The following is a 24,953-nucleotide window of genomic DNA, read 5'->3' on the forward strand; positions in this document are numbered from 1 at the left end:
AACGTGTCCCGCCCGCGCCGATGCACGAGCCGCAGGTACGGGGGGAACCCCGGCTCTGTGCGACGGCCGATGACCAGTCGGCTCACTCTCATCAGCGCCGCCGCGGCTGAAAACGTCACTCTGCGGCCGAAGTATTTTCCGCGACCCGCAAATCCGCAGGTCAGCGGCTTGTGACAGAGGAAGGCGTCAGCAGGGTTCGGTCCGACAGGAAACCGGCCACGGTCGACGGGAGCCGCGCGGCGCTGTCGGTGCGGCGACCGTCGCGACCTCGGGAGTCGTCCTCGTCATGGCCCCGGCCCTTGCCATGGCCGTGGCCTTTCCCATGGCCCTTGCCTCTGTCCTTCTCCTCGTCCTGGCCGTCGTCGCCACTGTCCCTGCCCCTGTCGCCGTCCCCGTCGCCCTGCTGGGACCGGGTGCTCTCGCCGACGGCGGCCAGGACCTTCTTGCAGTACTTGCGCACCCGGGCGGGACTGCCCGCCACGCCCTCCAGGGTGCGCCGGCGGTCCAGGGACAGCGGCTTGCCGTCGCGCAGGTCGCGGCAGTAGGAGGCAACGGCCTTCCACCGGCCGCCGGACCCGTCCCGTTCCCCGGCGGCGGACTCGGGGTCCCCTGCCGGGCCGCCGGGCGTCACGCCCTTGGGGCCGCCGGTGTCGGTGGGGGCCTTCGAGCCGTCGTCGGGGGTGGGCTCGTCCTGCGCGCCGGCCGGCGGGGAGGGCGAGATGAGCGGCCGCTCCGTGGGTACCTGCGCCGGGACGGTGGCGGCCGGACGTGCCGGTTCGTCCGAGTCGAACGGCGTCGGCAGGACTCCGGTTCCGGCCGCGACCGCCACCCCGCCGACCATGCCGACGGCCAGCGCGGCGGCGAGGCCGAGCCGTACGGAACGTGCCCAGCGGGGGCGGCGGACGGTGCGCACGGGGGCGCCGATCCGGACGAGCCCCACGTCGGAGACATCGGAGGCGTGCGGACCGGGGTCGTCACCTTCAGCGGCCAAAGCGTCCTCCCGCTGTGCGCGGGCCGCCCGGAAAGCGGCCAGCGCGGCGGCCTCTCCGGGGAGTTCCTCGCTGGTCAGCGGGGGTTCGACGGTCAGCGACTCAAGCGTCTTGGCGAGCCGTTCGGCCTGGTCACGGTCGGTGGCGTCGACAGCCTCCAGCGGCTCTCCGCTCAGCAAGCGCTCCGCCGTTTCGCGGTCCAGCCATCTGTACAGCTCGTCGGCCATCACACATCCTTCTGCGTCCGCGAACGCATATGCGTCACACTCGCGGACGTCACCGCACGACCGCGCGGTTCTCGCTGGGGAGGCAGGCCGTCGAGCACCCCGGCCGATTCCGGATCGTCGCCGAGCAGCTCCGCGAGCCGCTTCAGGCCCCGGTGCGCGGCGGTCCGTACGGCACCCGGACGCTTGCCCAGCGTCTCCGCGGCCGTCTTGGCGTCGAGCCCCACGACCACGCGCAGGACGACTGCCTCGGCCTGGTCCTGCGGGAGCCGGGAGATCAGGGAGAGGGTGCCGTCGGTGGCCAGCGCCTCGATGGCCTCGCCCGCGGTGTCGGACTCGGCGGCCTTCCCGGTCAGCTCGGTCTCGTCGCCGCCGATCGCGGGCCGGCGGCCCCGCATGCGTATGTGGTCCAGTGCGCGGTTGCGCGCTATCCGGGCCGCCCAGCCGCGGAACCGGTCCGCGTCGCCGCTGAAACGCTCCAGGTCACGGGCTATCTGCAGCCATGCCTCCGACGCGACGTCCTCGGCGTCCGGGTCGCCGACCAGCGTTCGCACGTACCCGAGCAACCGCGGGTGCACGGAGCGGTACACAGTCCGGAACGCGGTCTCGTCCCCGTCCTGCGCCGCAAGCACCGCGGTGGTCAGCTCCGCGTCGTCCCCCAGCACTGGATACCTCAATTGGTGGTTGCGGTGCCAAGACCGCAGGTCGTTGCGGTGGTCATACACCCTCCGCGTCCGGCGCGAAAGGCACGTTACGGCCTGAAACCGCTGGCCGTCCATGTCCGTACAACATGCAACTACCCGGGAATCCGCGATGTGTCCGCCCTGGTGTGACAGAAAACGCAGTCATGGCGCTGTAGAGAGTACGGGCCGCCGCGCGGCCCGTGCCGCGCGACGGCCGGGGCCTCTCCTGTGGGGGGTGGCGGCCCCGGCCGTTGCCTCGGCGCGGAACCGATGGCCGTCGCCTCGGCCGCGAACGGCCCACCGGACCGCTTCTTCTCGCCCCCGCCGGGTCACTTCTTCTTGACGGAACCCTCGCCGGTGCCCTTGCCGGACGTACCGTTCTCGCTCCGGCCCTCACCGTTGCCGTCGGCAGTGCCCTTGTCGGCCTGGCGGGTGGGATCACTCTTCGCCGCCGCCAACTGCCCTGCGCAGTAGGCGGCCACCTTGTCCTCGCCGCCCGCCGCCTGGATCAGCCGCTGCCAGGCCGTGGAGTCCAGGGACTTGCCGCTGTCCTTGACCTGGTCGTAGGCGCGGCACTTGGCCTCGGTGTCCTGTGCCGTTGTCGGATGGCCGGGCTTCGCGGAGCCGGCGCCGTCCGTCGACGGCCCGGCGGCCGGACGGTCGGGGGCGCCGGCGGACGGCGTGGGCCTGCCCCTGTCGTCGGCCGGGGCGTCCGAGGAGCCGGACGAGCCGATCGCGGCGAACGCCGCGCCGCCCAGCGTGAGGCTCGCGAGGAACAGGGAGAGCGTGGTCTTCACCGACAGCGCGAGGCGTCGCTGCTCGCGGGGCCGCCAGTCGTCCCGGCGCCGGGTGCGCGCCCGCAGTGCCCCCGCGTCCCGGGCGGCACGGAACGCGGCGACGGCCCGCTGCTCGCCCTCGACGTCCGGTCCGTGTCCGCGCAGTACGGCGGCGGACAGCAGCGCCTCCAGCTCGGCGTCGTCCAGCGCCACGACCTGACCGGAGGCGGGTCCGGAAACCATGCCGTCAGGGTGCACACGCCGACGGCCGGGGGACCCACCGCCGCTCTGCTGCTCACCCATGTCCGTTTCCCGTTCCTGTCCGACCTGCTTGGTAGGCCTTTGTTGCTCTTGCGACCGCGCATGTTGCTTCTGTGACCGCGCAACCCGCGCAACCTGCGTGACTCATGTGACAGCTGTGACTCACGAGCTCATAAGCCTGTACGTCTCTCACGCCCCGTACGACTCACCGCACACCCCGGCTTCGTCTCACCGAAGCGCCGATGCACCGCCCTGGTCGCCGCCGTCGCCCTCACTGTTCATTTCGATTCCCCCAGCGTCCGGGGGCCGTCATCCGTCACACCTGCGACGCCCAGCTCCTTGGCCAGGCGCTTCAGCCCCCGGTACGCGGCGGTCCGCACCGCGCCCGGCCGCTTGCCGAGGACGCGGCCCGCGGAGGGGGCGTCGAGGCCGACCACCACCCGCAGCAGCACGGCCTCGGCCTGGTCCCGCGGCAACCCTCGGACCAGCTCCAGGGCCGCCTCCGTGGAGATCGACTCCAGTGCCTGGTCGTGCGTGCTGTACGGACCCGGCAGCTCCAGTACGTCCTGCTCCAGCGCCGACGACCGGGGCCGTACCTTCTGCCGGCGCAGATGGTCCAGCGCCCGGTGGCGGGCGATGGTCGCGCTCCAGCCACGGAACCCGGCACCATCGCCCTTGAACCGGCCGAGGTCCCGGGCGATCTCCAGCCAGGCGTCGGACGCCACGTCCTCCGCGTCGTCGCCGACCAGCCCGCGCAGATACCCCAGCAGTGCCGGCTGCACGAGCCGGTAGGCCACGGCGAACGCGGCCTCGTCGCCTTCCTGGGCCCGCGCGACGGCCGCGCCCAACTCCCCGTCGTGCGCGCGCACGCGGCGGGGTTCGCCTCCCTGGCCCAAGAACTGTCCTCGTCCGTACCGGTTCGTGGCGAATCCGCACCATTTGGTGAGGCCACCCTCTCCCACGTCCCTCCACGCTCAACAGCGCCCGCACTCACAGAAGTGTCACAGCGAGCCCGTACGACACCCGTCGCCCGGCTCGCCCATGCGGCGGTGGCCGGAACTCACCGCCGATCGCCTACAACCATTGCGCGCCACCGGCAGTCACAGACGCCGCGACCTTCGCACAGCCCCGTCACAGCAATGGCATACGATGCGCGCGACCCACATAAAGCTCAGATAAAGGGATATAACGCCATGTCAATCCGCAGCCCATACCGCTCCCTTCGGGGCATATCCGCCGTCGTCGCCGTGCTCGCGATGGGTGCGGTGGGATGCTCGGACGTCTCGGACGCCGTCGACAGCGCCAAGGACGGCGCGAAGAAGGTGGCCCGCCAGCGTTCGGTGTTCTCGCTGGCCACGGGGGACTGCTACAACCCGAACAGCAAGGGCGAGGGCACCGAGGTGCTCGTCGAGATCGTGCCCTGCGCCGAGGCGCACACGGCTCAGGTCGTCGGTGACTTCAAGATCGACCAGGGGTCGGCGTACCCCGGCGACGACGCGATCTCGGCCATCGCCGACGAGCGTTGCCCCGTCGAGGCAGGGAAGTTCGCCCCGGACACCTGGGCGCTTCCCAAGGGGGTCGCGATCTTCTACTACACCCCGACCAAGGAGAGCTGGACGACGGGTGACCGCGCCGTGAGCTGCACCTACACCCACGAATCGGGTACGTTCACCGGCTCGTTGGACACCGCGAAGTCCCTGAAGCCCGAGCAGAGCACGTACTTGACGGGGTCGAACGGCGTCTACGACGCGCTGTGGGCCAACCAGTCCGAGAAGGACACCGTCGAGGAGGACCTGAAGGGCTACAAGGCGCAGGCCAAGGCCGTCGCCGCCGCCCTCGACGCACACCTCAAGGGCCTGAAGGGCGTCGAGGGCACGGAGGTCGGCAAGCTCCGCGCGCAGCTGACGAAGACCGCCGAGCACTGGCGGAAGGCCGCGAACGCCGCCGACGCCGACGCGTTCTACATCGCCTACGACTCCGCGTTCACCGGCATCGACCCGAGCAAGACGATCGCCGCCCGCAAGGAACTGGGCCTGGCCACCACCGTCCCGGCCGACGATGCCGAGGTCTGGGCGGGCTGACACCCCTTCGCAACAGCGGGGCCGCGTCCACCGAGGGCGCGGCCCCGCCCCCTTGTTGTCACCGGGTGACAGTTCTTGGCACTTGTGCGCTGTCTGTACATGCCACCTGTGTGACAGGTGATGCGAAACGTGACCATTGCTAGGGGTGGGGTAGTTGAGTCCTCGTAGGACCCATGCGTACAAACCGCTGAGTCTCAAGAGACGTGCGTGGCTGACGGTGGGGGCCGTCGTGCTGAGCGGCGCGGGCGTGGTGACGTACGCCATCGCGGACCCGTCCGCGCCGGCCGACACCAAGCGGGAGAACCGTGAGCCGTCGATCCACACGCTCAAACTGAAGGACCGCGGCTCCGGCCGCAGGGGTCTGGCCGAGCAGGACACCGAACGCTTCAGCGCGGTGGTGCTGACCTGGAACGACCCCGATGCGAAGGCCAAGGGGACACCCGAGGTGCGCACCCGGGACGTCGAGACCGGCGAGTGGTCCGGCTGGCTGAAGGTCACGCTCGAACCGAGCCAGGCGGACGGCGAGGAGGGCGCGCGGGCCGCCCTGCGCGGCGGTACGGAGTCGGTGTGGACCGGCGACTCGGACGCCGTCGAGGTCCGCCTCGTGAACGCGGACGGCACCGAGGCGGCGGGCCAGCCGGCCGGCATGGACGTCAAGCTGCTCGACCCCGGCACGGACCCGAAGGGCGCGATACGCCCGGTCGCCTTCGCGGCGGAGGAGACCACGGCACCGGCCACGGAGACCCCGGTGCCGACGGACCCGGCCACCCCCACGGAGACGGCCACAGCGACCGACCCGGCCACACCGACCGGCTCCCCGGCGCCCACGGACACCCCGACGGCCACCGGCACGCCCACCGAGTCCGCGTCCCCGACCGCCTCCCCCACCCCGACCGCCACGGTCCCCGCGCCCCGTCCCTCGACGGTCGTCAAGCCGCCGATCATCACGCAGGCGGAATGGGGCGCGTCCACGGACTACGACGGCACTCCGGAGTACGGCACCGAGATCAAGGCCGCCGTCGTCCACCACACCGGCGAGAGCAGCGACAACGGCCTGTCCTGCGGCGAGTCCCGGGCCCGGATGCGCTCCATCCAGCAGGCGCACTTCGCCCGCGGCTACTTCGACATCGGCTACAACTTCGTCGTCGACAAGTGCGGCCAGATCTTCGAGGGCCGCAGCGGCGGCACGGACCTGCCGGTGCGCGGCGCGCACGACGTCGGCTTCAACACCGACACGGTCGGCATCTCGTACATCGGCAACTTCGAGACGGCCAAGCCGAGTCGCGCCGCGATGGACGCGATCTCCCGGATCGTGGCCTGGAAGTTCGGGATGTACGGCATCGACCCGACCGGCAAGGTCACGCTCACCTCGGGCGTGGAGCAGGGCGTCGACGGCAACAAGATCCCGATGGGACAGTCGATCACCCTGCCGCGGGTCTTCGGCCACCGGGACACCAACGCGACGGCCTGCCCCGGCGCGAACCTCTACGCCCAGCTCACCCGGATCGCCCAGGTCGCCAAGACCCCGGGCATCTCGCACGCCCTCGCCACCTCGGACTTCAACCGGGACGGCATCGCCGACCTGGTCGCCGGCACGCCCCGCGCACTGAGCAACGGCGGCACCCTCACCATCGTCCCGGGCGGCCTCGACGGCCCGGTCCCCGCCTCCCGGCGGACCCTCACCCAGAACAGCACCGGCGTCCCCGGCTCCCACGAGTCCGGCGACAACTTCGGCGCCGCCACCGCCTGGGGCGACGTCAACGGCGACGGCTACGCCGACCTCGCGATCGGCGCGCCCGGCGAGGACGACACCAGCGGCCACGCGGACCGCGGCCAGGTCGTCGTCATGTACGGCCCGGCGCTGAACACCGGCTTCTCGTACACCACGTCGGGCAGTGTCACGGCGACCGGCGCCAAGCTCGGCTCGACGGTCACCGTCGGCGACTTCAACGGTGACGGCAAGGCCGACGTGTTCTCCGCCGGCACCGGAAAGGGCGGCAACTGGCATGTGCGGCTGACCGGCGGGGCCACGACGTCCGGCGCGCTCACCACGGCCACCGGCTCCGTCGCCTACCTGGACGCCGCGACCGGCGACTTCAACCGGGACGGCTACGGCGATGTCGCCCTCAACTACCGCGACACCGGCGGCATCGGGCGCGTGGTCCGCTTCGCGGGTTCGGCGACCGGCCTCACCAAGGCCGGCGTGATCTCCGTCAAGGGCGGCCGCTCGCTCGCGGCGGGCGACGTCAACGGCAACGGCTACGACGACATCGTCATCGGCCAGCCGGTGGCCTCGGAGTCGGGCGGCCTCTCCGGCGGCCAGATCACCATGGTCCCGGGTACGTCGACCGGCTTCACCACGACCGGCATGACGACGATCCACCAGGACACCGCCAACGTCGCGGGCGGCAACGAGTCCGGCGACCTGTTCGGCGCCTCCGTCTCGGTCGGCGACTACAACGCCGACGGTCTCGCCGACGCCCTCACCGGTGTCCCCGGCGAGGACTTCCCGCGCGGCGGCGTCAACCAGGCCAACGCCGGTGACGTGCTGCTGGTCAAGGGCACCTCGACCGGCCTGACCGGCACCGGCTCGATCCGCTTGTCGCAGGACACGACCGGTGTCCCCGGCACCGCGGAGAGCGGCGACCTGTTCGGCTCCGCGGTGTCGCTGACCGACCTGTCGGGCTACGGCCGGGCGGACCTGACGCTCGGTGCGGAGGGCGAGGACGGCACTGACGGCATCGTCATGTACCTCCCGAGCAACAGCACGGGCCTCGGCTACGCCCAGGCGGTCATCCACAGCAAGACCGCGCTGGGCACCCCGACCGACGCCCACCTGGGGCAGATGCTGACGCCGTAACCACCGACGTCATCCGACCCGGCCGGGACCCCGCCCATTCACGGGGTCCCGGCCGGGTCATGCCCGCACCGCCGTCCTACGGCCGTGTCGCGTCCCGGCACAGCAGCCGCAGCGACCCGTCGCCCGCGAAACAGCGCCGCGCCTCCTCGATCGGATCCCACAGCCGCCCGTCGGGCGTACGGATCCAGTGATCGCCGCCCGTCGCCCACCACTCGGCGCCGGTCCGACGGGCGATCACCTCACCGGCGTACGCACCGAAACCGCGCAAGGTGGTCTCCACCGCGGCGTACGGCGTCCGCTCGCGGCGCAGGCTCTCGATCATCCGGTCGACCCGCCACAGGCTCTGCTCCGAGTAGTCGAGGCGCAGCCGGGCTCCCTCACGCATCGTCGCCACCGCGTCCGCCGCCCACCGCACCGGCTTGGTCGCGGCTGCGGGCCTGGTCTCCGCTTGAGTCGTCACATTTTTGAAGAGCGTGGCCGACCTGCGATTCGTCACCCGGATCCGGGGGTTTCCCGGGACCGGTGCAGGACCGCCCCACCTCGCCCCCACGACAGTCACAGGACTCCCGCAGGAACCAGGTTTACGCGGGAGTGACGCTTCGCCGCTCCCATGCGCTCCAGTCACTGATGAGCATGTACTTCCATCTGCGCGCGGTGCCGCCCTCGGCCCTGCGCAACAGCGCGACCTGGTTCCAGCGTCTGTTCGAGGACGACTGGGACACCGTGCGGGAGCGGATCGGCCGGCATCGCGAGGAGGTGCTCGACAAGCTGTACGGCGACGTCGAGCGCCTCTACTGCGGCATCCCCCCGAACCACGCCCCGGAAGGCCCCCGCACCCAAGTGGTCCTCGGCGGCGGCCCGGTCTTCCACACCGACCCGGCCCTGCCGCCGTTCCTGCTGCTCACCGCGTCCCAGGTGGGCAGGGTCGCCGAGTTCCTCAAGGGCGCCGACTTCGACGACCTGTGGCGGCACTCGCGCATCCGGCTGCTGCGACCGTACGGCGCACCGGACGCCGAACCCGAGGTGCGCGGCCTGTTCGCGGCGACCCACCGCGATCTGACCGCCTTCTACGCACAGACGGCCGCGTACGGCGACGCGGTGGTGAAGTGGCTGCTGGTCTGACCGGGACGGCGCGGTCCGGGCGTCAGCTGCGGCCCCGAGCCCGCCGCGACACCACCGCCCGCAGCACCCGCCGTCCCTCCGTCGACACCTCCAGCGCCCGGCGCAGCCCGCCCGCGCCATGCCCTGCGAGCAGCTCCAGGACGCTGATCTGGCGGCGCAGTTCAGCGGCGACGAGCGGCGACATGCCCTCCGTACGGCCCACGACAGGCGACCCGCCCGTCCGGACGGAGGCGAGGGCCTCGGGCGGCGCGCCGTCCGAGGAGATGTCGTCCTGTCCGGGGTCGAGCAGCCGGTGGATCTGCAGCGCGGCGACGGAACAGGCATCGGCCCAGATCCGTGCCTCGGCGGCGGACCGTACGACGGGGGCGGCGGCCAGCATCCGGCGCGCGAGCAGCGCGGCCTCGTCCTCCACCACCTCGTCGTCCACGATCTCCGCGACGCCGAGCTTTCCGCGCACCTGCTCCAGCAACTCCCCCCAGACGGCGGGGTCCCCGCCGTCCGCGAGGTTCGCCCACAGCGGCCGCAGCGCCTCGTCGTCACCGCCGAGCAGCGGTACGCATCGATCCAAACAAGCCAACCCGCTGGCGGCCAGTCCGCGTTCGTCGGCCTGAGCGATCAGTTCCACCAGGCTCATCCACGCCTCCTTGAGCGGGTGAGTTGTGAGGGTCGGGGTCCCCGCACAGGCCCCTTGGCAGGCACCGTCCTTAACGGAGCCCGCACCTCCCCTTACTGCGTGCGACGACCCGGGATTGTCACAGGGGCACGACGCCGAGCCGGTCGAGCAGACGGAAGAAGAGGTTTTCGGCCAAGGGGTCCGCTTCAGCGGTGAGTACGTCGATCACCGACTCGGCGTTCACCTCGTGCCCTGCCTCGGCGGCCCAGGCGATGGCCCGCTGGGCGGCGTCGGGGGGTTCGAGGAAGTAGTCCTCCAGCGTGAGGCCCTCGTCCGAGGCGCCGAGCTGGCCGGCCATCGTGGCCCGCGCCAGACAGGTCGTCCATGCCCCGCTCTCCGGAGCCGCCGCCTCCACCACCACCGACGCGCTGTCCATGACGTATCCGAAGAGCGCGGGCGCCCCGGTCTCGCGGGCCAGGTCGTTCATGTTGCCGAGCTCGCCGTCCCCGCTCGGGTACTCCCACACCTGCCAGCCGTCCGGCGCCTCCTCGCGCAGGGTCATCCCCTCGGCGCCGGCCAGCGCGTCCAGCTCCGTCAGCGGCCGCGCGGCGCGGCACACGACGAAGTACCCCCAGTAGCCCATCCCGGTTCCCCCTGGCTGATCGGTTCGGCTCGGGCCGAATACACCACATTCGCACAGGGATTCGCAGCCGTACGGGTCAATCCACAGCTCGGTCCAGCCGGTCCGCGAGGGCCCTGAACTCGGCCCAGGTCAATTGCGGCTTACCCGCGTCCCACAGCTTCTGCACCGTCGCCCGCAGCGGCATCCGGATTCCCGCCGCGACCTGCGCCTGCGTCTGGGAGTTCGCGAGATCGCACCACACGGCGAAGGACCCGCCCAGGATCTGGGCGTCGTACCGGGCCGGTACGGCCGTCGTCCCCCGCAGGACCCGCGGCGTCCACTGCCCGTAGATCCGCTCGCCGGTCGGGTAGACGAAGGTCTGCGGCTCCCCGAGCACGTAGTAGAGGAACTCGTCGTTGTAGTTGATGACCTTCCGCCCCGTGCTCAGATACGCCGTCGGCAACCGGGCCCCGATCTCCTTGCCCGTCCAGTACGCGACCTGGATGTCCTTGTCCGGCTGGACGGAGGTGTCCCGGAAGAACCCGTCGTTCCACGCCCGGGGCGTGCGGCCGTCGGCGCGGACGGTGGCGGCGCGGCCGTTGAGCCACCCGGTGGCGAGGTCGGCGACGGTGGCGCCGGAGCCGTAGGCCTTGCGGGCGGCGGCGGCGAGCTGCGGGTAGGACGCCTCGGGATTCGAGACGACCAGCGCCTGGTACTCGTCGGCGCCCAGGTGCCACTGGTCGCCGGGGAAGAGGCCGGCGTACTCGTTCAGCAGGTCGTCGACGATCTCCGCGGCCGCGGGCTTGGAGATGTCGACGGCGCCCCGGGTCGCGACCCCGTTGACATTGCGCAGCTGAAGATCGGGGTGCGCGGCGATGACGGCTCCCAGATGCCCCGGCGAGTCGATCTCGGGCACGATCTGGATGTGCCGGCTCTGGGCCAGCTTGACGATCTTCTGGACCTGCGCCTTGGTCAGGTACTGCTGGGACACGATCTCGGGATGCGACTTGGACTCGATGCGGAAGCCCTGGTCGTCGGAGAAGTGCAGGCCCAGCTGGTTGAACTTCAGATCGCCGAGCTCCCGCACCCGGTCCTCGATCCAGTCCGCGGTGAAGTGCTTGCGGGCGATGTCGAGCATGAACCCGCGCACCGGCTTGGCGGGTGCGTCGCGCACGACGCCCTCCGGCGCCGTACCGCCGCCGTGCACCTCCTGCTTGAGCGTCCGGGTCCCGTAGAAGACCCCCGCCTCGCCGGGCCCGCTGATGTCCACACGCCCAGCGCGCACCGCCATGGTGTACGACTCGGTGTTCGCGCCCTTGCGCTTGTTCAGCGCCAGCCGTACGTCCCCGGCGCGCACGTCGTCCTTCCGCCCGGCATACGTCAGGCCCAGCTCACCGGCGATCAGCCGTCCCTCGTCGGCGAGCCCCGAGTCGCTGACGACGACCCGCTCCCCGGCCGCGGGACGCCAGCCGGGGCCACGGGCGGCGGTGTGGGAGTCCACGGCCGGGATGGTCTGCGGTGCCTTCGAGAGCGCGTACGACCGGGTGGGCGAGGGCGTGGGGCTGGCCGCGTCCGCGGAGGGCGAGGTCCCCGGCGCCGACCGCCGCTGTTCGGAACCGCTCGACGAGTCCCCGTCGTCACTGCTGGCCAGGAGCCCGAGGCTCACTCCGGCCCCGACCGTCACGAGGAGCACCGCGACGATCAGCACCCAGGTCTGCTTCAGGACGCTCTTCGCCGGTGCCCGGCGCCTGTGCTTGTGCTGACTCACGGCGCCAACCTAGGCCCTTTCGCGCTCCCGAGGCCGTCCACCACACGTTCCGAAACTCTCCCGTTCGGCTGAAATTCGGGCATCCGTCGGACACCTCATGCCCACACTCGGTAACGTGGCGCCACTCCTCCCCCAAATTCCCCTGCCGAAACCCACGTGACGCCCACACACCTTCCCGGCCGAGTCGCCATACCGTCGCTGCCCGAGCAGACCCGCACTCCACCGTCCCCGGACGTGCTGGAGCCCTTCAACAGCGTCCCCGCCGACGAGATCCGGCGCACCCTGCTGACCTGCCTGAACAGCCCCCGCTGGGCCGACCGCATCGCGGCCCACCGCCCCTATCCCGACGTGGACTCGCTGCTGGCCGCGTCCGACGAGGCGGCGTACGACCTCACACCGGGGGATCTGGCGGAGGCGTTGGCGGAAGAAACGTTGCCCGCGCTGCCGGAAGGCGCATACTCGGCGGCACATACGGCGCTGAGCGCCGCATACGCCGCATACGAGGCCAAATTCGGACACGCCTTCATCATCTGCCTGGACGGCCTCTCGTACACGGAGACGCTGGACCAAGTATTGGCAGGCATCCGATCACGATTGACAAACGATCCGGAGGAAGAACGGGTGGTGGCGGCAGAGGAACTTCGGCGCCTGGCAAGAGGCCGACTGGTCGCCCATCTCAGGGGCACGGGGAACTGTGCGACCAGCCACAACAAGGCCACACATGGCAAATAGCAGGACACCCCACCCCATTGGCCGCCAATCACCCATCCGCGTGCCAGTTTGATCACACCGCCAGCCCCCCGCTCAGCCCGGCGGCAGCGGATGGCTACGATGCTGGGGGCCGGTGGACCGTACCCGGCCGGGCCCGACCGACAGCACAAGCCGGCGCGGCCCCAATCCCCGCTCCCGGAGGAACTTCCGTGCCGGCTGGAACGCTGTACCGCGGCCGGGAAGGAATGTGGTCCTGGGTGGCTCATCGAGTCACCGGCGTCCTCATTTTCTTCTTCCTGTTCGTTCACGTGCTGGACACCGCTCTCGTGCGTGTCTCCCCCGAGGACTACGACAAGGTCGTAGCCACGTACAAGACGCCGATCGTCGCGCTGCTGGAGTACGGCCTCGTCGCCGCCATCCTCTTCCACGCGCTCAACGGCCTGCGTGTCATCGCCGTCGACTTCTGGTCGAAGGGCCCGCGCTACCAGAAGCAGATGCTCTGGTCCGTCGTCGGCCTCTGGCTGGTGCTGATGCTCGGGGCGATCTACCCCGTCCTCGGCCACGCCGCTCGTGAACTGTTCGGGAGCTGACGCGCAAGCATGTCAAACAACACAGTCACCACTGACAAGACCGCCGCCGGTATCGGCCCGGTCGAGGGCGAGTCCCTCTACAACGTCGACAACCCGGCCCCGTTCATCGAGGCCCCGCGCAAGCGCACCAAGAAGACCCCGAAGTCCACCCGGGGCAACTTCGAGATGGCCGCCTGGCTGTTCATGCGCCTGTCCGGCGTCGTGCTGGTCGTCCTGGTCATCGGCCACCTGCTGATCCAGCTGGTCCTGGACGGCGGCGTCTCCAAGATCGGCTTCGCCTTCGTGGCGGGCCGCTGGGCGAGCCCCTTCTGGCAGGTCTGGGACCTGCTGATGCTCTGGCTCGCGATGCTGCACGGCGCCAACGGCCTGCGCACGGTCATCAACGACTACGCGGAGCGCGCGAACACCCGGCTGTGGCTGAAGGGCCTGCTCTACACCGCCACGGTGTTCACCATCCTGCTGGGCACGCTGGTGATCTTCACCTTCGACCCGAACATCCGCTAGGCACGGGGCTGAGGTACTACTGATGAAGATCCACAAGTACGACACCGTCATCGTCGGCGCCGGCGGCGCGGGCATGCGCGCGGCCATCGAGTCGACGAAGCGCAGCCGCACCGCCGTGCTGACCAAGCTCTATCCCACCCGCTCCCACACGGGCGCCGCGCAGGGCGGCATGGCCGCCGCGCTGGCCAACGTGGAGGAGGACAACTGGGAGTGGCACACCTTCGACACGGTCAAGGGCGGTGACTACCTGGTCGACCAGGACGCCGCCGAGATCCTGGCGAAGGAGGCCATCGACTCGGTCCTCGACCTGGAGAAGATGGGCCTGCCGTTCAACCGCACCCCGAACGGCACGATCGACCAGCGCCGCTTCGGCGGTCACAGCCGTAACCACGGCGAGGCCCCGGTGCGCCGGTCCTGCTACGCGGCGGACCGCACCGGCCACATGATCCTCCAGACGCTGTACCAGAACTGCGTCAAGGAGGGCGTGGAGTTCTTCAACGAGTTCTACGTCCTGGACCAGCTGATCACCGAGGTCGACGGCGTCAAGAAGTCGGCCGGTGTCGTGGCGTACGAGCTGGCGACCGGCGAGATCCACGTCTTCCAGGCGAAGGCCGTGATCTACGCGTCCGGCGGCTGCGGCAAGTTCTTCAAGGTGACGTCGAACGCGCACACGCTGACGGGCGACGGTCAGGCGGCGGTCTACCGCCGCGGCCTCCCGCTGGAGGACATGGAGTTCTTCCAGTTCCACCCGACCGGCATCTGGCGCATGGGCATCCTGCTGACGGAGGGCGCCCGTGGTGAGGGCGGCATCCTCCGCAACAAGGACGGCGAGCGCTTCATGGAGAAGTACGCGCCGGTCATGAAGGACCTCGCGTCCCGAGACGTCGTCTCGCGCTCCATCTACACGGAGATCCGCGAGGGCCGTGGCTGCGGCCCCGAGGGCGACCACGTCTACCTGGACCTCACGCACCTCCCGCCGGAGCAGCTGGACGCCAAGCTGCCCGACATCACGGAGTTCGCGCGCACGTACCTGGGCATCGAGCCGTACACGGACCCGATCCCGATCCAGCCGACCGCGCACTACGCGATGGGCGGCATCCCGACGAACGTCGAGGGTGAGGTCCTGAGCGACAACACCACGGTGGTCCCGGGTCTGTACGCGGCCGGAGAGGTCGCCTGTGTGTCGGTGCACGGTGCGAACCGTCTCGGCACGAACTCCCTCCTGGACATCAATGTGTTCGGCCGCCGTGCGGGTATCGCCGCCGCCGAGTACAGCCAGAAGGCGGACTACGTCGAGCTGCCGGAGAACCCGGCGGAGCTGGTGATCGAGCAGGTCGAGCACCTGCGCGCGTCGACGGGCACCGAGCGGGTGGCCGTGCTCCGCAAGGAGCTCCAGGAGACCATGGACGCCAACGTCATGGTGTTCCGCACGGAGCAGACGATCAAGACGGCGGTCGAGAAGATCGCGGAGCTGCGCGAGCGCTTCAAGAACGTCTCGGTCCAGGACAAGGGCAAGCGGTTCAACACGGACCTGCTGGAGGCCATCGAGCTCGGCAACCTCCTGGACCTCGCCGAGGTCATGGCGGTTTCGGCCCTGGCCCGCAAGGAGTCCCGCGGCGGTCACTACCGCGAGGACTACCCGAACCGCGACGACGTCAACTTCATGCGCCACACCATGGCGTACCGCGAGGTCGGCGACGACGGCACGGAGTCCATTCGTCTCGACTACAAGCCGGTCGTCCAGACCCGCTACCAGCCGATGGAGCGTAAGTACTGATGGCAACCCCCGTTATGGACAAGGCCGAGGCGGAGTCCGCGGCCTCCCCGTACATCACGGTCACGTTCCGGGTCCGCCGCTTCAACCCGGAAATCTCCGCCGAGGCTGTGTGGGAAGACTTCGAGCTGGAGATCGACCCCAAGGAGCGCGTCCTCGACGGCCTCCACAAGATCAAGTGGGACGTCGACGGCACGCTGACCTTCCGCCGCTCGTGCGCCCACGGCATCTGCGGGTCGGACGCGATGAGGATCAACGGCAAGAACCGCCTTGCCTGCAAGACCCTCATCAAGGACATCAACCCCGAGAAGCCGATCACGGTCGAGCCCATCAAGGGCCTGACGGTCCTGAAGGACCTCGTGGTCGACATGGAGCCGTTCTTCCAGGCGTACCGGGACGTCATGCCCTTCCTCATCACGAAGGACACGAACGAGCCGACGCGCGAGCGCTTCCAGACCGCCGAGGAACGCGAGCGCTTCGACGACACGACGAAGTGCATCCTCTGCGCCGCCTGCACCTCCTCGTGCCCGGTCTTCTGGAACGACGGCCAGTACTTCGGCCCGGCCGCGATCGTGAACGCCCACCGCTTCATCTTCGACAGCCGTGACGAGGCGGGCGAGCAGCGCCTGGAGATCCTCAACGACAAGGACGGCGTGTGGCGCTGCCGCACGACGTTCAACTGCACGGACGCGTGCCCGCGCGGCATTGAGGTGACGAAGGCGATCGCCGAGGTTAAGAAGGCGCTGATCACTCGGCGGTTCTGACGCCGCGTTGGTCATGGCTATCCGTCTGACTGTGAGGGCCCCGCTTCCCGGGTTGGTACCGGGGGCGGGGCCTTCGCCGTACAGTGTGCCGGCCCTGCCTGGCCGGGCCTTGCCTGGTCTCGTCGTGAACATGCTGTGCGGCAAGGGAAGTTGACGGCATACTCGGTCCACTGAAGTGGGGGCGAGCATGGCGGGGATGCGGTTCGGCGGAGCGGGATTCGGGTGGCGGCTACTGGTGTTGGGCTGGGCGATCGCCGCGATGCCCTCGCCACCGCGTGGCTCGTTCGGCGACCCGCTCCCGGCGGATGACGAGTGGAGAACGTGGATCCACGTCTGCATGGCGTCGAACTGCTTCGAGAGCATCCGGCGCGTCGAGGCCCGCGAGAGCGTGACCATGCGGTGCACCTGCCGCAGCCCCATGCTCTGCAGTGAATTGACGCCGTCCGGCAGCTTCTCGCCGGTTCTGCGGCACAACCACGAGATCTGGGCATGCACCGAGTGCCAGGAAGCTCCGGTGCGGGACGGGGCACCTTCCCACGGAGGACAAGGGCACGTCTTCAAGCTGTACGCCCGACCAACGACGAGGAGGTGAGACATGTTGAAGGCACTCGCCGAGGCCGGCGGCAAGGTCATCGGTGGCGCGCGTTTCAGCCTGACCAGCGTCCTGCCCGGCGTGCTGCTGGTGACAGTCGTCGCCGCCGTCGAGCGTGCGGGGCTCTACGAACTTGATGCGCGGCCGGACTTCTCCGCGATACCACCAGGCCGGAACGACACTGGGGCCGTCGTCCTCTTCGTCTTCTTCGCCTTCGTGGTCGGCGTACTGCTGCGGCCCTTCGAAGCGGCCGTCGTTCAGCAGCTGGAAGGGTACTGGGCGAAACCCTCACCGCTGGCCCTCCTGCGCGAGGCGGCGGTGGAGCGGCACCGTCGCCGCAGGGACCGTGCACTGATCGTGCTCCAGCACGCCAAGGACGTGGAGGCTGCGGAAAGGGCAGCGTCCGCGTCGCCGGGGAGCCGTCCAAGGAGCGGATCCGTCTCCTTGGGAGAACTCGCCCGCCGGGACCGGCGCAAGGTCGGACTCCGCCGCCGCACCGAGCAGGCCCGCCGTATCCGGTCCGGCTACCCCACGGAGATACGCCCCGACGCCCGGAAGCGCAAACGGGATCTCGACGGGGAACTCATGCCGACATCGCTGGGGAACATGCTGCTGCGAGCCGAACGGCTCTCGGGCGACCGCTACGGGCTCGACATGATGCGGGCCTATCCCCGGATCTACCCCTTCATCGCGCCCCGGCTGGAGAACGCCGTCACCCAGCAGCTCAGCCTCATCGCGGCCACCGCATCGCTCACTGTGTCCCTCGGACTCACCACGCTGGCGACACTTCCGCTGGTCCTGCGCTGGGACCTCTGGTCACTGCTTCCACTGGTTCCCGCGGCCCTGACCGCCCTCGCCTATCGGGGCGCGGTCGCGGCGGCAGCGTTCCACGGCACCCTGCTGTCGGCGGTGTTCGACGTACATCGCTTGGACCTCATCAAGGCCTTTCACCTGGAGCTGCCGGAGACAGCCGAGGAGCTGACGGCGACGAACGAGGTGATCTCGGACTTCCTGGCCCGGGACACGGCCCGCTTCGAAAGGCATTTCAAGCTCCAACCCTTGGTGAATCCGCCCGAGAGCGAGGACGTCCTACAGCGAGCGAACGGCAACGGCGCCGCCCAGGCCTAGTACGTTCAGCACCATGCGGTGCGGACGGCGCAAGCCGTTGGCGTCGAAATGGAAGTACTCGTCCACATCGGCGTACACGACGACCTGCTCCGCGAAGCGCACGGCGTGTGTGCCCTCCACGTTCCCCTTCACCACCGCGCAGTTCGGCCCGACGACGAGTTCGACGCGTCCGAAGAACACCGTGACGTCGACGCTGGCGACCCGCAGCCGGTCGTCGGGTGCACTGGCTCCGGCGAACCTCGCTCCCGACAGATCTATGACGGCGTTCCCGAAGTACGAGCTCACGGCCAGTGTCTGCAGCGGCGTGGCGGGCGTGACCACTCGCCTGTCCAGCGGTACCAGCACGCTGCGGTACCGCCTCAGGGGGTTGTCGTCCTCGCGGCCACCCGGATCCGTTCGCACTCCGAGGGACAGCGCCACGCCCACGGCGATCACCACGGACGGCCAGATACGGTCCGCCGTTCTCCCCTCGAAGACACCCGCGTTGTAAGCGGCCCACAGGCCACCACCCGCGACGAGAATCACCGGGCCGACCAACAAGCCCCTGGGCACAGCCGCTCGGAGCAGGAGCAGTACGCCCACCACCACAATCACGTACGGCAGCGCCGACAGAGCCCATCGCCCACCCGACCGGACGGCCGACCAGTCGCCCAGCAACCAGACGGTGCCGACAATCACCACCAGCAGCCCGAAGGCTGTACGCAATCGGCCCACCGGCTCCCCTCCCGCATTCAGCTGAAGAGTACTGAAGCCACCCGGCCCCAGCTGGCCCAGGATGGTCTCAGCTGTGATTTCGGAGTCGTCGGGCGCAATCCCCGGATCCGGCCGATCATCGCCTTACCCTGACGGTATGTCAGATGACGAGTCGTACGAACTGCTCGGTTTCGACAACGTGCTGCTACCGGTAGGCGACCTCGCCGAAGCCCTCGGCTTCTACGAGCGCGCCGGGTTCACGGTCGGGTTCCGGCTCGACGAGGCCGGGATCGCGATGCTGAAGGTCGGGGGTGAGACGCCGGGGCTGTTGCTGCGTCAGGAGGAGGCGGTGGCGCATCGGCCGCCGCCGTGGCCCTCCCCCCGCGTGTGGCTGGAGGTGCCCGACGCGCGGGCCGCGGCGCGGGCGTTGCGCGACGCGGGCGTCGAGCCGCTCGACGCGCCCTTCTCCGTGGCGACCGGCTGGACCGTCGAGATCGCCGACCCCTGGGGGAACGTCATCGGGTTCACGGACTACTCCAAACGGCCGGAGCTCGGACGCAGACCCTGACTGGGGTACCGGCCGGGGGGGGCGGCGTGACGCAGGCCTCAATGCAATTGAGTTGAACATGTTCAAAGCCCGGGTCTAGAGTCTCTCCTGTCAGCGTTTTGAACGCGTTCAAGAAGGGGGAGGCCATGGACCGCACGGTCATCGCCTACGTCATCTATCTCGTCGTCAGCATCGCGCTCACCATCTGGGTGGCCCGCACCCTCAGCCGCAACGGGCGGATCTTCCTCGCCGACGTGCTGCGCGGGAACGAGAAGCTCGCCGACGCCGTGAACCACCTGCTCGTGGTCGGCTTCTACCTCGTCAACCTCGGCTTCGTCGCGCTGTATCTGAGCGATGACGACACCGTCCTCGACACCCGGGGCATCTTCGAGGCCCTGTCGACCAAGCTCGGCGTGGTGCTGCTGGTGCTCGGCGTGATGCACCTGGGCAACGTCTACGTACTCAACAAGATCCGGCGGCGCGGGGTGATGGAGCGCGAGCAGGTGCCTCCGGTTCCGCCGCAGGGCTGGGTCGCCCCGTCGGCCGGGGCCTGAGCGGGCGTCGACATGGCAGTCGACACGACAGCCGGCAGGGCGGCCGGCGCCGCGGTCCGCGGACTGACCGTCCTGTACGACGCCCAGTGTTCGCTGTGCACCTTCCTGCGCGACTGGCTCATGAAGCAGCCGCAGTTGGTGCCACTGGAGATGGTGCCGGCCGGGTCCGAGGACGCCCGGCGGCGCTTCCCCGGCCTTGATCACGGCGCCACTCTCGACGAGATCACCGCCGTCGGCGACGCCGGGCAGGTCTACCGGGGCGGTGCCGCCTGGATCGTCACGCTGTGGGCGCTGCGCGAGCACAGGGGACTCGCGCATCGCCTGAGCACTCCGTCCGGGGCGCGGCTGGCCAGGGGGGCCGTACTCGCGGCCGCGAAGTGGCGCGGCGGGCAGTGGGGCGGGCGGGCCTACCGGCGCGGGGACGGATGGTCGTACGACCCGAGCCGGGGCTGGACGTACAACCCGCCGGGGTGTGAGGACGGCACCTGCGCCACCACCTGGTGAGAACGGCGGCGAAAGGGACCAACCCGGCCTGAACGGCACTCTTCCGAGCTCGGGTTCTGGCATGCACCCTTCCAAAACCGCGCTCGGGTTGGCACTCTGCCTCAGGTTCTCCACTCCGCACTCGCACCGACTGTCGGTTGCCGGGCGGCCATCCGGTCGCCCGGTCCCCCCATCGCAGAAGGAGTACGCGTGAGAGGCATACCCCGCATGTCCCGCATACCCCGCCCCGTCCTCGGCGCCCTGATCGGCGTCACCGCGCTGCTCACCGCAGGCACCCTCGCCACTCCCGCGGGCGCCGCGCCGAGGCCCGACTCCACCACCGGCGTCAGCTCGGTCCCGGCCGGCGCACAGCAGCAGGCCCGCGACTTCTGGACCTCGGAGCGGATGCGGGCGGCGACCCCGCTCGACCTCGTGAGCGTCAACGGCCACTTCGACGGCGGCGTAGCGCCCCGCAAGGGCACGGCGACCAAGGTCGCGCCCACCTCCCCCACCGCGGCGGTCGGCAGGGCCGTCAACGACATCGGCCTGATGGCCTTCCCGAACGCCGGCGGTCAGTGGTCCGGCGGCGGTGCGGTCGTCTCCACGGCGGGCCGCGTGTTCTTCAGCTACCAGGGCCGTACGGCGTCCTGTTCCGGCAACGCCGTCACCAGCAACAACAAGAGCACCGTGATCACGGCGGGCCACTGCGTGAAGCTGGAGGGCGCCTGGCACACCAACTGGGTCTTCGTGCCCGGCTACCACGACGGACAGGCCCCCTACGGCCGCTGGGCCGCGTCGAAGACCCTGTCCACACCCCAGTGGACGGCGAGCGAGGACATTAACTACGACGTCGGCGCGGCCGTCGTCGCCCCGCTGGACGGCAAGCTCCTCACGGACGTCGTCGGCGGGCAGGGGCTGGCCTTCAACACCGGCTACAACCTGCGCATGTACTCGTTCGGCTTCCCGGCCGCCGCCCCGTACGACGGGGAGAAGTTCATCTACTGCAGCGGGACCACCAACCGGGACTTCCTGCTGTCCAACGACCACGGCATGAACTGCAACATGACCGGCGGCGCCAGCGGCGGCCCCTGGTTCACGCAGTTCAACGAGTCCACGGGCACCGGCCTGCTCTCCTCGGTGAACAGCTTCAAGTACAACTTCCTGCCGAACCGGATGTACGGCCCGTACTTCGGCGCCGACGCCCAGAACCTGTACCAGACGGCACAGGCCTCCTGACGATCGGCACGAACGCCACTCGTTAGGCTCTGTTTCCGTGTCCTCGAAGAACGACAGCCCTGAACAGGGCGATACGCCCACCAAGTCCGAGCAGACCCGTGCACTGATCCTGGAGACCGCCATGCGGCTGTTCCAGGAGCGCGGCTACGACAAGACGACGATGCGGGCCATCGCCCAGGAGGCCGGGGTCTCCGTCGGCAACGCGTACTACTACTTCGCGGGCAAGGAACACCTGATCCAGGGCTTCTACGACCGGATCGCCGCCGAGCACCAGGCGGCGATCCGGGGCGTCCTGGCCCGCGAGACCGACCTGGAGGCGCGGCTCGCGGGTGTGCTGAAGGTGTGGCTGGACATCGCCACGCCATACCACGAGTTCGCGGTGCAGTTCTTCAAGAACGCCGCCGATCCCGACAGCCCGCTCAGCCCCTTCTCCGCGGAGTCGGAGCACGCGCGCGTGGAGGCCATCAACGTCCATCGGCAGGTGCTGGCGGGCGCGACGAAGACCAAGGTGCCCGAGGAGCTCCGGGACGTACTGCCGGAGTTGATGTGGCTCGCCCAGATGGGGCTCGTCCTGTACTGGATCTTCGACCGCACCGAGGGCCGCGAGCGCAGCTACCGGCTGGCCGAGCGGGGCGCCCGGCTGACCGCGCGGGGCGTGACCCTGGCGCGGTTCCGGGTGCTGCGGCCGCTGGTGCGCGAGGTGCACGAACTGTTCACGGACTTCCTGCCGGGGATGACGAACGCCCTTCCGGATCCGGCCAGGAAGAAGGCGGACAGGGACGCCCCCGGCGAAGGGGCGCCCGCCGAGGACGAGCGCCCCTGAAACCGCACCCGGCGGGCGTCAGTTGACGGCGTCCACCTCGCCCTCGGCCAGCTCCACGTCGTACACCAGCGGGCCCTCGGTCACGACCACCTGGCCCGCCCGGGAGCCGTACGACTCGGCGCTCGCCGCCAGCAGATACGTCCCCGGCGCCGGCACCGAGACGATGTACGAGCCGTCGGCCAGGGACGTCACCCCGTCCAGCCGGCGCCCGCCCTGCGTCAGCAGCGTCACCGCGGCACCCTCGACGGGCTCGCCGCCGGCGCCCCTCACGAACCCGTGCACGACCGAGGAGCGGCCCGCCACGACCGGCTCCTGTGCCGACGTCACCGCCGTCTCGTCCTCCTTCGGCTCGACCGCCAGATGCGGCAGCCGCTTCTCCAGCCAGTCCGGCAGCCACCAGTTGGCGTTCCCGAGCATGTGCATCGCGGCCGGCACCAGGGCCGTACGCAGGATGAAGGCGTCCAGGGCGACGGCCGCCGCGAGGCCGATGCCCGCCATCGCGCCCTCCATGTCGCCGCTCAGCACGAACGCGCTGAACACACAGATCATGATCAGGGCGGCGGAGTTGATGACCCGGCTGGTCTCCGCGAGGCCGACGCGTACCGCGCGCGCGTTGTCCTTCGTGTGCACCCACTCCTCGTGCATCCGGCTCACCAGGAACACCTGGTAGTCCATGGAGAGGCCGAACAGCAGGGACAGCATGATGACCGGCAGGAAGGACGTGATCGGCCCTTCCTTGCCGACGCCGATCAGTTCGGTGCCCCAGCCCCACTGGAAGATCGCCACCAGGACACCGAAGGACGCGGCCGCGGCGATGAGGTTCATCAGCGCGGCCGTCAGCGGCACCACCAGCGACCGGAAGGCCACCATCAGAAGCAGGAATCCGAGCGCGATGATCGTCGCGACGAAGTACGGCAGCCGGTCCGCCGTCACCGAAGCGAAGTCCTTGAAGACCGCCGTCACGCCGCCGACATGGGCCTCGGCGCCCGACTTCGGGATCACGTCGTCGCGCAGCCGGTCGATCAGCCGGTCCGTCTGCTCGGACTGGGGCGAGGTGGTCGGGACGACCTGGATCACCGTCACCCCGTTCGCGGGCGGTACGGCGGCCACTTGGGCGACGCCCTCGGCGGACCGGATGCCGTTCACCAGGCCGGCGGGCGCGTCGCCCTCGACGACCACCTGGAGCGGACCGTTGAAGCCGGGTCCGAAGCCCTCGGCGAGCAGGTCGTAGGCCTGCCGAGTGGTGGTCGACTCCTGGTGGTTGCCCTGGTCGGTGGCCCCGAGGCGCAGCGACAGCACGGGGATCGCGAGGACCGCCATGACGACGACGGCCATCGCCGCGACCGGCCGCGGGCGCCTTTGGACATACGACGACCAGCGCGCCGCGAGCCCGCTCGCCTCCGCCGGCTCCGGTCCCGCCGCGGCGAGCCGGCGCCGCTGCCGGCGGCTGAGCACCCGTATGCCGAGCAGGCCGAGCAGGGCCGGAAGCAGGGTGATCGCGGCCAGCACGCTCAGGACGACGGTGAGCGAGGTCGCGACGACCACGCCGTCCAGGAACCGCATGTTCATCACCAGCATGCCGGCGAGCGCGATGCACACCGTGCCGCCCGCGAACAGCACCGCCCGCCCCGAGGTGTTGAGGGCGGTCACGGCCGCCTCCTCGGGCTTCATCCCGCGCAGGATGCCGCGCCGGTGCCGGGTGACGATGAACAGGGCGTAGTCGATGCCGACGCCGAGGCCGATCAGCGAGCCGAGCAGCGGCGCGACCTCGGGCACGTCCGTGACATGGCTGAGCAGCATCGTCCCGATCAGGCCGGTGCCGACGCCCGCGATGGCCACGACGATCGGCAGCAGCATGGCGAAGAGCGAGCCGAAGGCCAGGAACAGCACGACCGCCGCCGCGAGGATGCCGACCCCCTCCGCGAGGCCCTGCGGCGGCTCCTGGGTGAGGGCGATGGCCTGGCCGCCCAGCTCGACCTGGAGTCCGTCGCGCTCGGCGGCCTGCGCCGTGTCGACGACGTCCTCGATCAGGTCCTTGGGGACGGCGTTCGCCTGCTCGGTGAACGTGATCTGCGCGTACGCGATCCGCCCGTCCCGGCTGATCTGCGCGGCTCCCTGGGCCGCGTATGGGTCGGTGACCTCGCCGACCCCCTTCATCCGCCCGATCTCCTCGAGCGCGGGCTCGATCCGGGACCGTACGGATTCGTCCCGTACGGAGCCCTCGTCCACCTTCCACACCACCGTGTCGGTGTCGCCCGCGCGCTCCGGGAAGGCCTTCTCCATCAGGTTGTACGCGGTCGTGGAGTCCGTGTTCGGGAGGGAGAAGACGTTCGCGTAGTTCGTGCCCGCGGCCGAACTCGCCGCGCCCAGGCCGAACAGTGCCCCCACCCACAGCAACAGGACCACCAGCCGGTGCCGATAGCACCACCGTGCCAATGCCGCCACGCTCAACGCTCCTTATCCGGTCGGTTGGTCCCCCAGGTCCTGGGCAACAGGATTGGCGGCCGCACGCGCGCGTGGCAGGCGTCGGCCATGACTCTCAAGGAACTCCAAAG

24 protein-coding genes are annotated in these 24,953 nt (G+C 70.1%); 14 read left to right on the plus strand and 10 right to left on the minus strand.

What is annotated here, in order from left to right; all coding sequences use genetic code 11:
• Positions 1-160 precede the first annotated feature (160 nt).
• The 4 genes from ACFQ6S_RS41040 to ACFQ6S_RS41055 all read right to left on the minus strand — a co-directional run bounded on the left by ACFQ6S_RS41040 (position 161) and on the right by ACFQ6S_RS41055 (position 3,829).
• Positions 161-1,216 (minus strand): hypothetical protein, encoded by a 1,056-nt coding sequence (locus ACFQ6S_RS41040; protein ID WP_383420884.1) that lies wholly within the window; start codon positions 1,214-1,216, stop codon positions 161-163.
• Positions 1,216-1,878 (minus strand): RNA polymerase sigma factor, encoded by a 663-nt coding sequence (locus tag ACFQ6S_RS41045; RefSeq protein ID WP_383420886.1) that lies wholly within the window; start codon positions 1,876-1,878, stop codon positions 1,216-1,218. The genes ACFQ6S_RS41040 and ACFQ6S_RS41045 overlap by 1 nt, the downstream gene beginning before the upstream one ends.
• 347 nt (positions 1,879-2,225) lie before the next feature.
• The gene (locus ACFQ6S_RS41050; protein ID WP_383420888.1) at positions 2,226-2,915 is read right to left on the minus strand and encodes a hypothetical protein; all 690 of its coding nucleotides are present in this window, start codon (positions 2,913-2,915) and stop codon (positions 2,226-2,228) included.
• Positions 2,916-3,211: 296 nt separating this feature from the next.
• Complete coding sequence (locus tag ACFQ6S_RS41055) at positions 3,212-3,829, minus strand: RNA polymerase sigma factor (RefSeq protein ID WP_383420890.1); 618 nt, start codon at positions 3,827-3,829, stop codon at positions 3,212-3,214.
• 297 nt (positions 3,830-4,126) lie between these two features.
• Between ACFQ6S_RS41055 and ACFQ6S_RS41060 the strand changes: the two genes are divergently transcribed.
• Together ACFQ6S_RS41060 and ACFQ6S_RS41065 are read left to right on the plus strand one after the other, a co-directional pair.
• Entirely contained in the window at positions 4,127-5,014 is an 888-nt protein-coding gene (locus tag ACFQ6S_RS41060) for a septum formation family protein (RefSeq protein ID WP_383420892.1), read from the plus strand.
• A gap of 229 nt (positions 5,015-5,243) precedes the next feature.
• Complete coding sequence (locus tag ACFQ6S_RS41065; protein ID WP_383420894.1) at positions 5,244-7,874, plus strand: N-acetylmuramoyl-L-alanine amidase; 2,631 nt, start codon at positions 5,244-5,246, stop codon at positions 7,872-7,874.
• A gap of 76 nt (positions 7,875-7,950) precedes the next feature.
• On the opposite strand, the gene ACFQ6S_RS41070 is transcribed toward ACFQ6S_RS41065, so the two are convergent.
• A complete protein-coding gene (locus ACFQ6S_RS41070) occupies positions 7,951-8,334 on the minus strand; it encodes a hypothetical protein (protein WP_383420896.1) in 384 nt (127 codons plus the stop codon).
• 131 nt (positions 8,335-8,465) lie between these two features.
• Here ACFQ6S_RS41070 and ACFQ6S_RS41075 point away from each other — a divergent pair, with 131 nt between their 5' ends.
• Entirely contained in the window at positions 8,466-8,996 is a 531-nt protein-coding gene (locus ACFQ6S_RS41075) for a DUF1877 family protein (protein WP_383420898.1), read from the plus strand.
• A gap of 22 nt (positions 8,997-9,018) precedes the next feature.
• Here ACFQ6S_RS41075 and ACFQ6S_RS41080 read toward each other — a convergent pair whose 3' ends face one another.
• The 3 genes from ACFQ6S_RS41080 to ACFQ6S_RS41090 form a co-directional block, all read right to left on the minus strand.
• A complete protein-coding gene (locus tag ACFQ6S_RS41080) occupies positions 9,019-9,630 on the minus strand; it encodes a hypothetical protein (protein ID WP_383420900.1) in 612 nt (203 codons plus the stop codon).
• A gap of 118 nt (positions 9,631-9,748) precedes the next feature.
• On the minus strand, positions 9,749-10,252 hold the full coding sequence (locus ACFQ6S_RS41085; protein WP_383420902.1) for a hypothetical protein: 504 nt from the start codon (positions 10,250-10,252) through the stop codon (positions 9,749-9,751).
• Between the two features lie 76 nt (positions 10,253-10,328).
• A complete protein-coding gene (locus tag ACFQ6S_RS41090; RefSeq protein WP_383421148.1) occupies positions 10,329-11,939 on the minus strand; it encodes a glycoside hydrolase family 20 protein in 1,611 nt (536 codons plus the stop codon).
• Between the two features lie 216 nt (positions 11,940-12,155).
• On the opposite strand from ACFQ6S_RS41090, the gene ACFQ6S_RS41095 reads away from it, so the two are divergent.
• From ACFQ6S_RS41095 to ACFQ6S_RS41120, 6 genes are all read left to right on the plus strand, one after another.
• Complete coding sequence (locus ACFQ6S_RS41095) at positions 12,156-12,731, plus strand: 2-oxo-4-hydroxy-4-carboxy-5-ureidoimidazoline decarboxylase (protein WP_383420904.1); 576 nt, start codon at positions 12,156-12,158, stop codon at positions 12,729-12,731.
• A gap of 188 nt (positions 12,732-12,919) precedes the next feature.
• Complete coding sequence (gene sdhC / locus ACFQ6S_RS41100; RefSeq protein ID WP_078504082.1) at positions 12,920-13,300, plus strand: succinate dehydrogenase, cytochrome b556 subunit; 381 nt, start codon at positions 12,920-12,922, stop codon at positions 13,298-13,300.
• A 9-nt stretch (positions 13,301-13,309) separates the two neighbouring features.
• Positions 13,310-13,804, plus strand: coding sequence for a succinate dehydrogenase hydrophobic membrane anchor subunit (locus ACFQ6S_RS41105; protein ID WP_383420906.1), 495 nt, complete (start codon positions 13,310-13,312; stop codon positions 13,802-13,804).
• 22 nt (positions 13,805-13,826) lie between these two features.
• The gene (gene sdhA, locus ACFQ6S_RS41110) at positions 13,827-15,581 is read left to right on the plus strand and encodes a succinate dehydrogenase flavoprotein subunit (RefSeq protein ID WP_383420908.1); all 1,755 of its coding nucleotides are present in this window, start codon (positions 13,827-13,829) and stop codon (positions 15,579-15,581) included.
• Positions 15,581-16,342: a succinate dehydrogenase iron-sulfur subunit gene (locus ACFQ6S_RS41115; protein WP_383420910.1), complete on the plus strand. Its 762-nt coding sequence runs from the start codon at positions 15,581-15,583 to the stop codon at positions 16,340-16,342. The genes sdhA and ACFQ6S_RS41115 overlap by 1 nt, the downstream gene beginning before the upstream one ends.
• Positions 16,343-16,937: 595 nt before the next feature.
• Positions 16,938-18,062 carry a hypothetical protein gene (locus ACFQ6S_RS41120; protein WP_383420912.1) on the plus strand — a complete coding sequence of 375 codons (1,125 nt, stop codon included), beginning with the start codon at positions 16,938-16,940 and terminating at the stop codon, positions 18,060-18,062.
• Here the strand turns inward: ACFQ6S_RS41120 and ACFQ6S_RS41125 are convergent.
• Positions 18,024-18,767, minus strand: coding sequence for a hypothetical protein (locus ACFQ6S_RS41125; protein WP_383420914.1), 744 nt, complete (start codon positions 18,765-18,767; stop codon positions 18,024-18,026). The two genes, ACFQ6S_RS41120 and ACFQ6S_RS41125, sit on opposite strands and share 39 nt — an antisense overlap.
• Before the next feature lie 145 nt (positions 18,768-18,912).
• Between ACFQ6S_RS41125 and ACFQ6S_RS41130 the strand changes: the two genes are divergently transcribed.
• From ACFQ6S_RS41130 to ACFQ6S_RS41150, 5 genes are all read left to right on the plus strand, one after another.
• A complete protein-coding gene (locus tag ACFQ6S_RS41130) occupies positions 18,913-19,323 on the plus strand; it encodes a VOC family protein (RefSeq protein ID WP_383420916.1) in 411 nt (136 codons plus the stop codon).
• A 125-nt stretch (positions 19,324-19,448) separates the two neighbouring features.
• On the plus strand, positions 19,449-19,856 hold the full coding sequence (locus tag ACFQ6S_RS41135) for a hypothetical protein (protein ID WP_383420918.1): 408 nt from the start codon (positions 19,449-19,451) through the stop codon (positions 19,854-19,856).
• Between the two features lie 12 nt (positions 19,857-19,868).
• The gene (locus ACFQ6S_RS41140; protein WP_383420920.1) at positions 19,869-20,360 is read left to right on the plus strand and encodes a thiol-disulfide oxidoreductase DCC family protein; all 492 of its coding nucleotides are present in this window, start codon (positions 19,869-19,871) and stop codon (positions 20,358-20,360) included.
• Positions 20,361-20,567: 207 nt separating this feature from the next.
• On the plus strand, positions 20,568-21,575 hold the full coding sequence (locus tag ACFQ6S_RS41145) for a trypsin-like serine peptidase (protein WP_383421151.1): 1,008 nt from the start codon (positions 20,568-20,570) through the stop codon (positions 21,573-21,575).
• A 37-nt stretch (positions 21,576-21,612) separates the two neighbouring features.
• Positions 21,613-22,398 (plus strand): TetR/AcrR family transcriptional regulator, encoded by a 786-nt coding sequence (locus ACFQ6S_RS41150; RefSeq protein ID WP_383420922.1) that lies wholly within the window; start codon positions 21,613-21,615, stop codon positions 22,396-22,398.
• 18 nt (positions 22,399-22,416) lie between these two features.
• Here ACFQ6S_RS41150 and ACFQ6S_RS41155 read toward each other — a convergent pair whose 3' ends face one another.
• The gene (locus ACFQ6S_RS41155) at positions 22,417-24,834 is read right to left on the minus strand and encodes an MMPL family transporter (RefSeq protein ID WP_383421154.1); all 2,418 of its coding nucleotides are present in this window, start codon (positions 24,832-24,834) and stop codon (positions 22,417-22,419) included.
• Positions 24,835-24,953 lie beyond the last annotated feature (119 nt).

The sequence above is a fragment of the Streptomyces sp. NPDC056479 genome (assembly GCF_042795335.1).
Taxonomy (GTDB): domain Bacteria; phylum Actinomycetota; class Actinomycetes; order Streptomycetales; family Streptomycetaceae; genus Streptomyces.

Bases quoted from the DNA above. Each gene is read 5' to 3' on its own strand.
- ACFQ6S_RS41040 (WP_383420884.1), bottom strand. From the start codon at position 1,216: ATGGCCGACGAGCTGTACAGATGGCTGGACCGCGAAACGGCGGAGCGC.
- ACFQ6S_RS41050 (WP_383420888.1), bottom strand. From the start codon at position 2,915: ATGGTTTCCGGACCCGCCTCCGGTCAGGTCGTGGCGCTGGACGACGCC.
- ACFQ6S_RS41060 (WP_383420892.1), top strand. From the start codon at position 4,127: ATGTCAATCCGCAGCCCATACCGCTCCCTTCGGGGCATATCCGCCGTC.
- ACFQ6S_RS41080 (WP_383420900.1), bottom strand. From the start codon at position 9,630: ATGAGCCTGGTGGAACTGATCGCTCAGGCCGACGAACGCGGACTGGCC.
- ACFQ6S_RS41085 (WP_383420902.1), bottom strand. From the start codon at position 10,252: ATGGGCTACTGGGGGTACTTCGTCGTGTGCCGCGCCGCGCGGCCGCTG.
- ACFQ6S_RS41105 (WP_383420906.1), top strand. From the start codon at position 13,310: ATGTCAAACAACACAGTCACCACTGACAAGACCGCCGCCGGTATCGGC.
- sdhA (WP_383420908.1), top strand. From the start codon at position 13,827: ATGAAGATCCACAAGTACGACACCGTCATCGTCGGCGCCGGCGGCGCG.
- ACFQ6S_RS41115 (WP_383420910.1), top strand. From the start codon at position 15,581: ATGGCAACCCCCGTTATGGACAAGGCCGAGGCGGAGTCCGCGGCCTCC.
- ACFQ6S_RS41120 (WP_383420912.1), top strand. From the start codon at position 16,938: ATGTTGAAGGCACTCGCCGAGGCCGGCGGCAAGGTCATCGGTGGCGCG.
- ACFQ6S_RS41130 (WP_383420916.1), top strand. From the start codon at position 18,913: ATGTCAGATGACGAGTCGTACGAACTGCTCGGTTTCGACAACGTGCTG.
- ACFQ6S_RS41135 (WP_383420918.1), top strand. From the start codon at position 19,449: ATGGACCGCACGGTCATCGCCTACGTCATCTATCTCGTCGTCAGCATC.
- ACFQ6S_RS41140 (WP_383420920.1), top strand. From the start codon at position 19,869: ATGGCAGTCGACACGACAGCCGGCAGGGCGGCCGGCGCCGCGGTCCGC.
- ACFQ6S_RS41145 (WP_383421151.1), top strand. From the start codon at position 20,568: ATGTCCCGCATACCCCGCCCCGTCCTCGGCGCCCTGATCGGCGTCACC.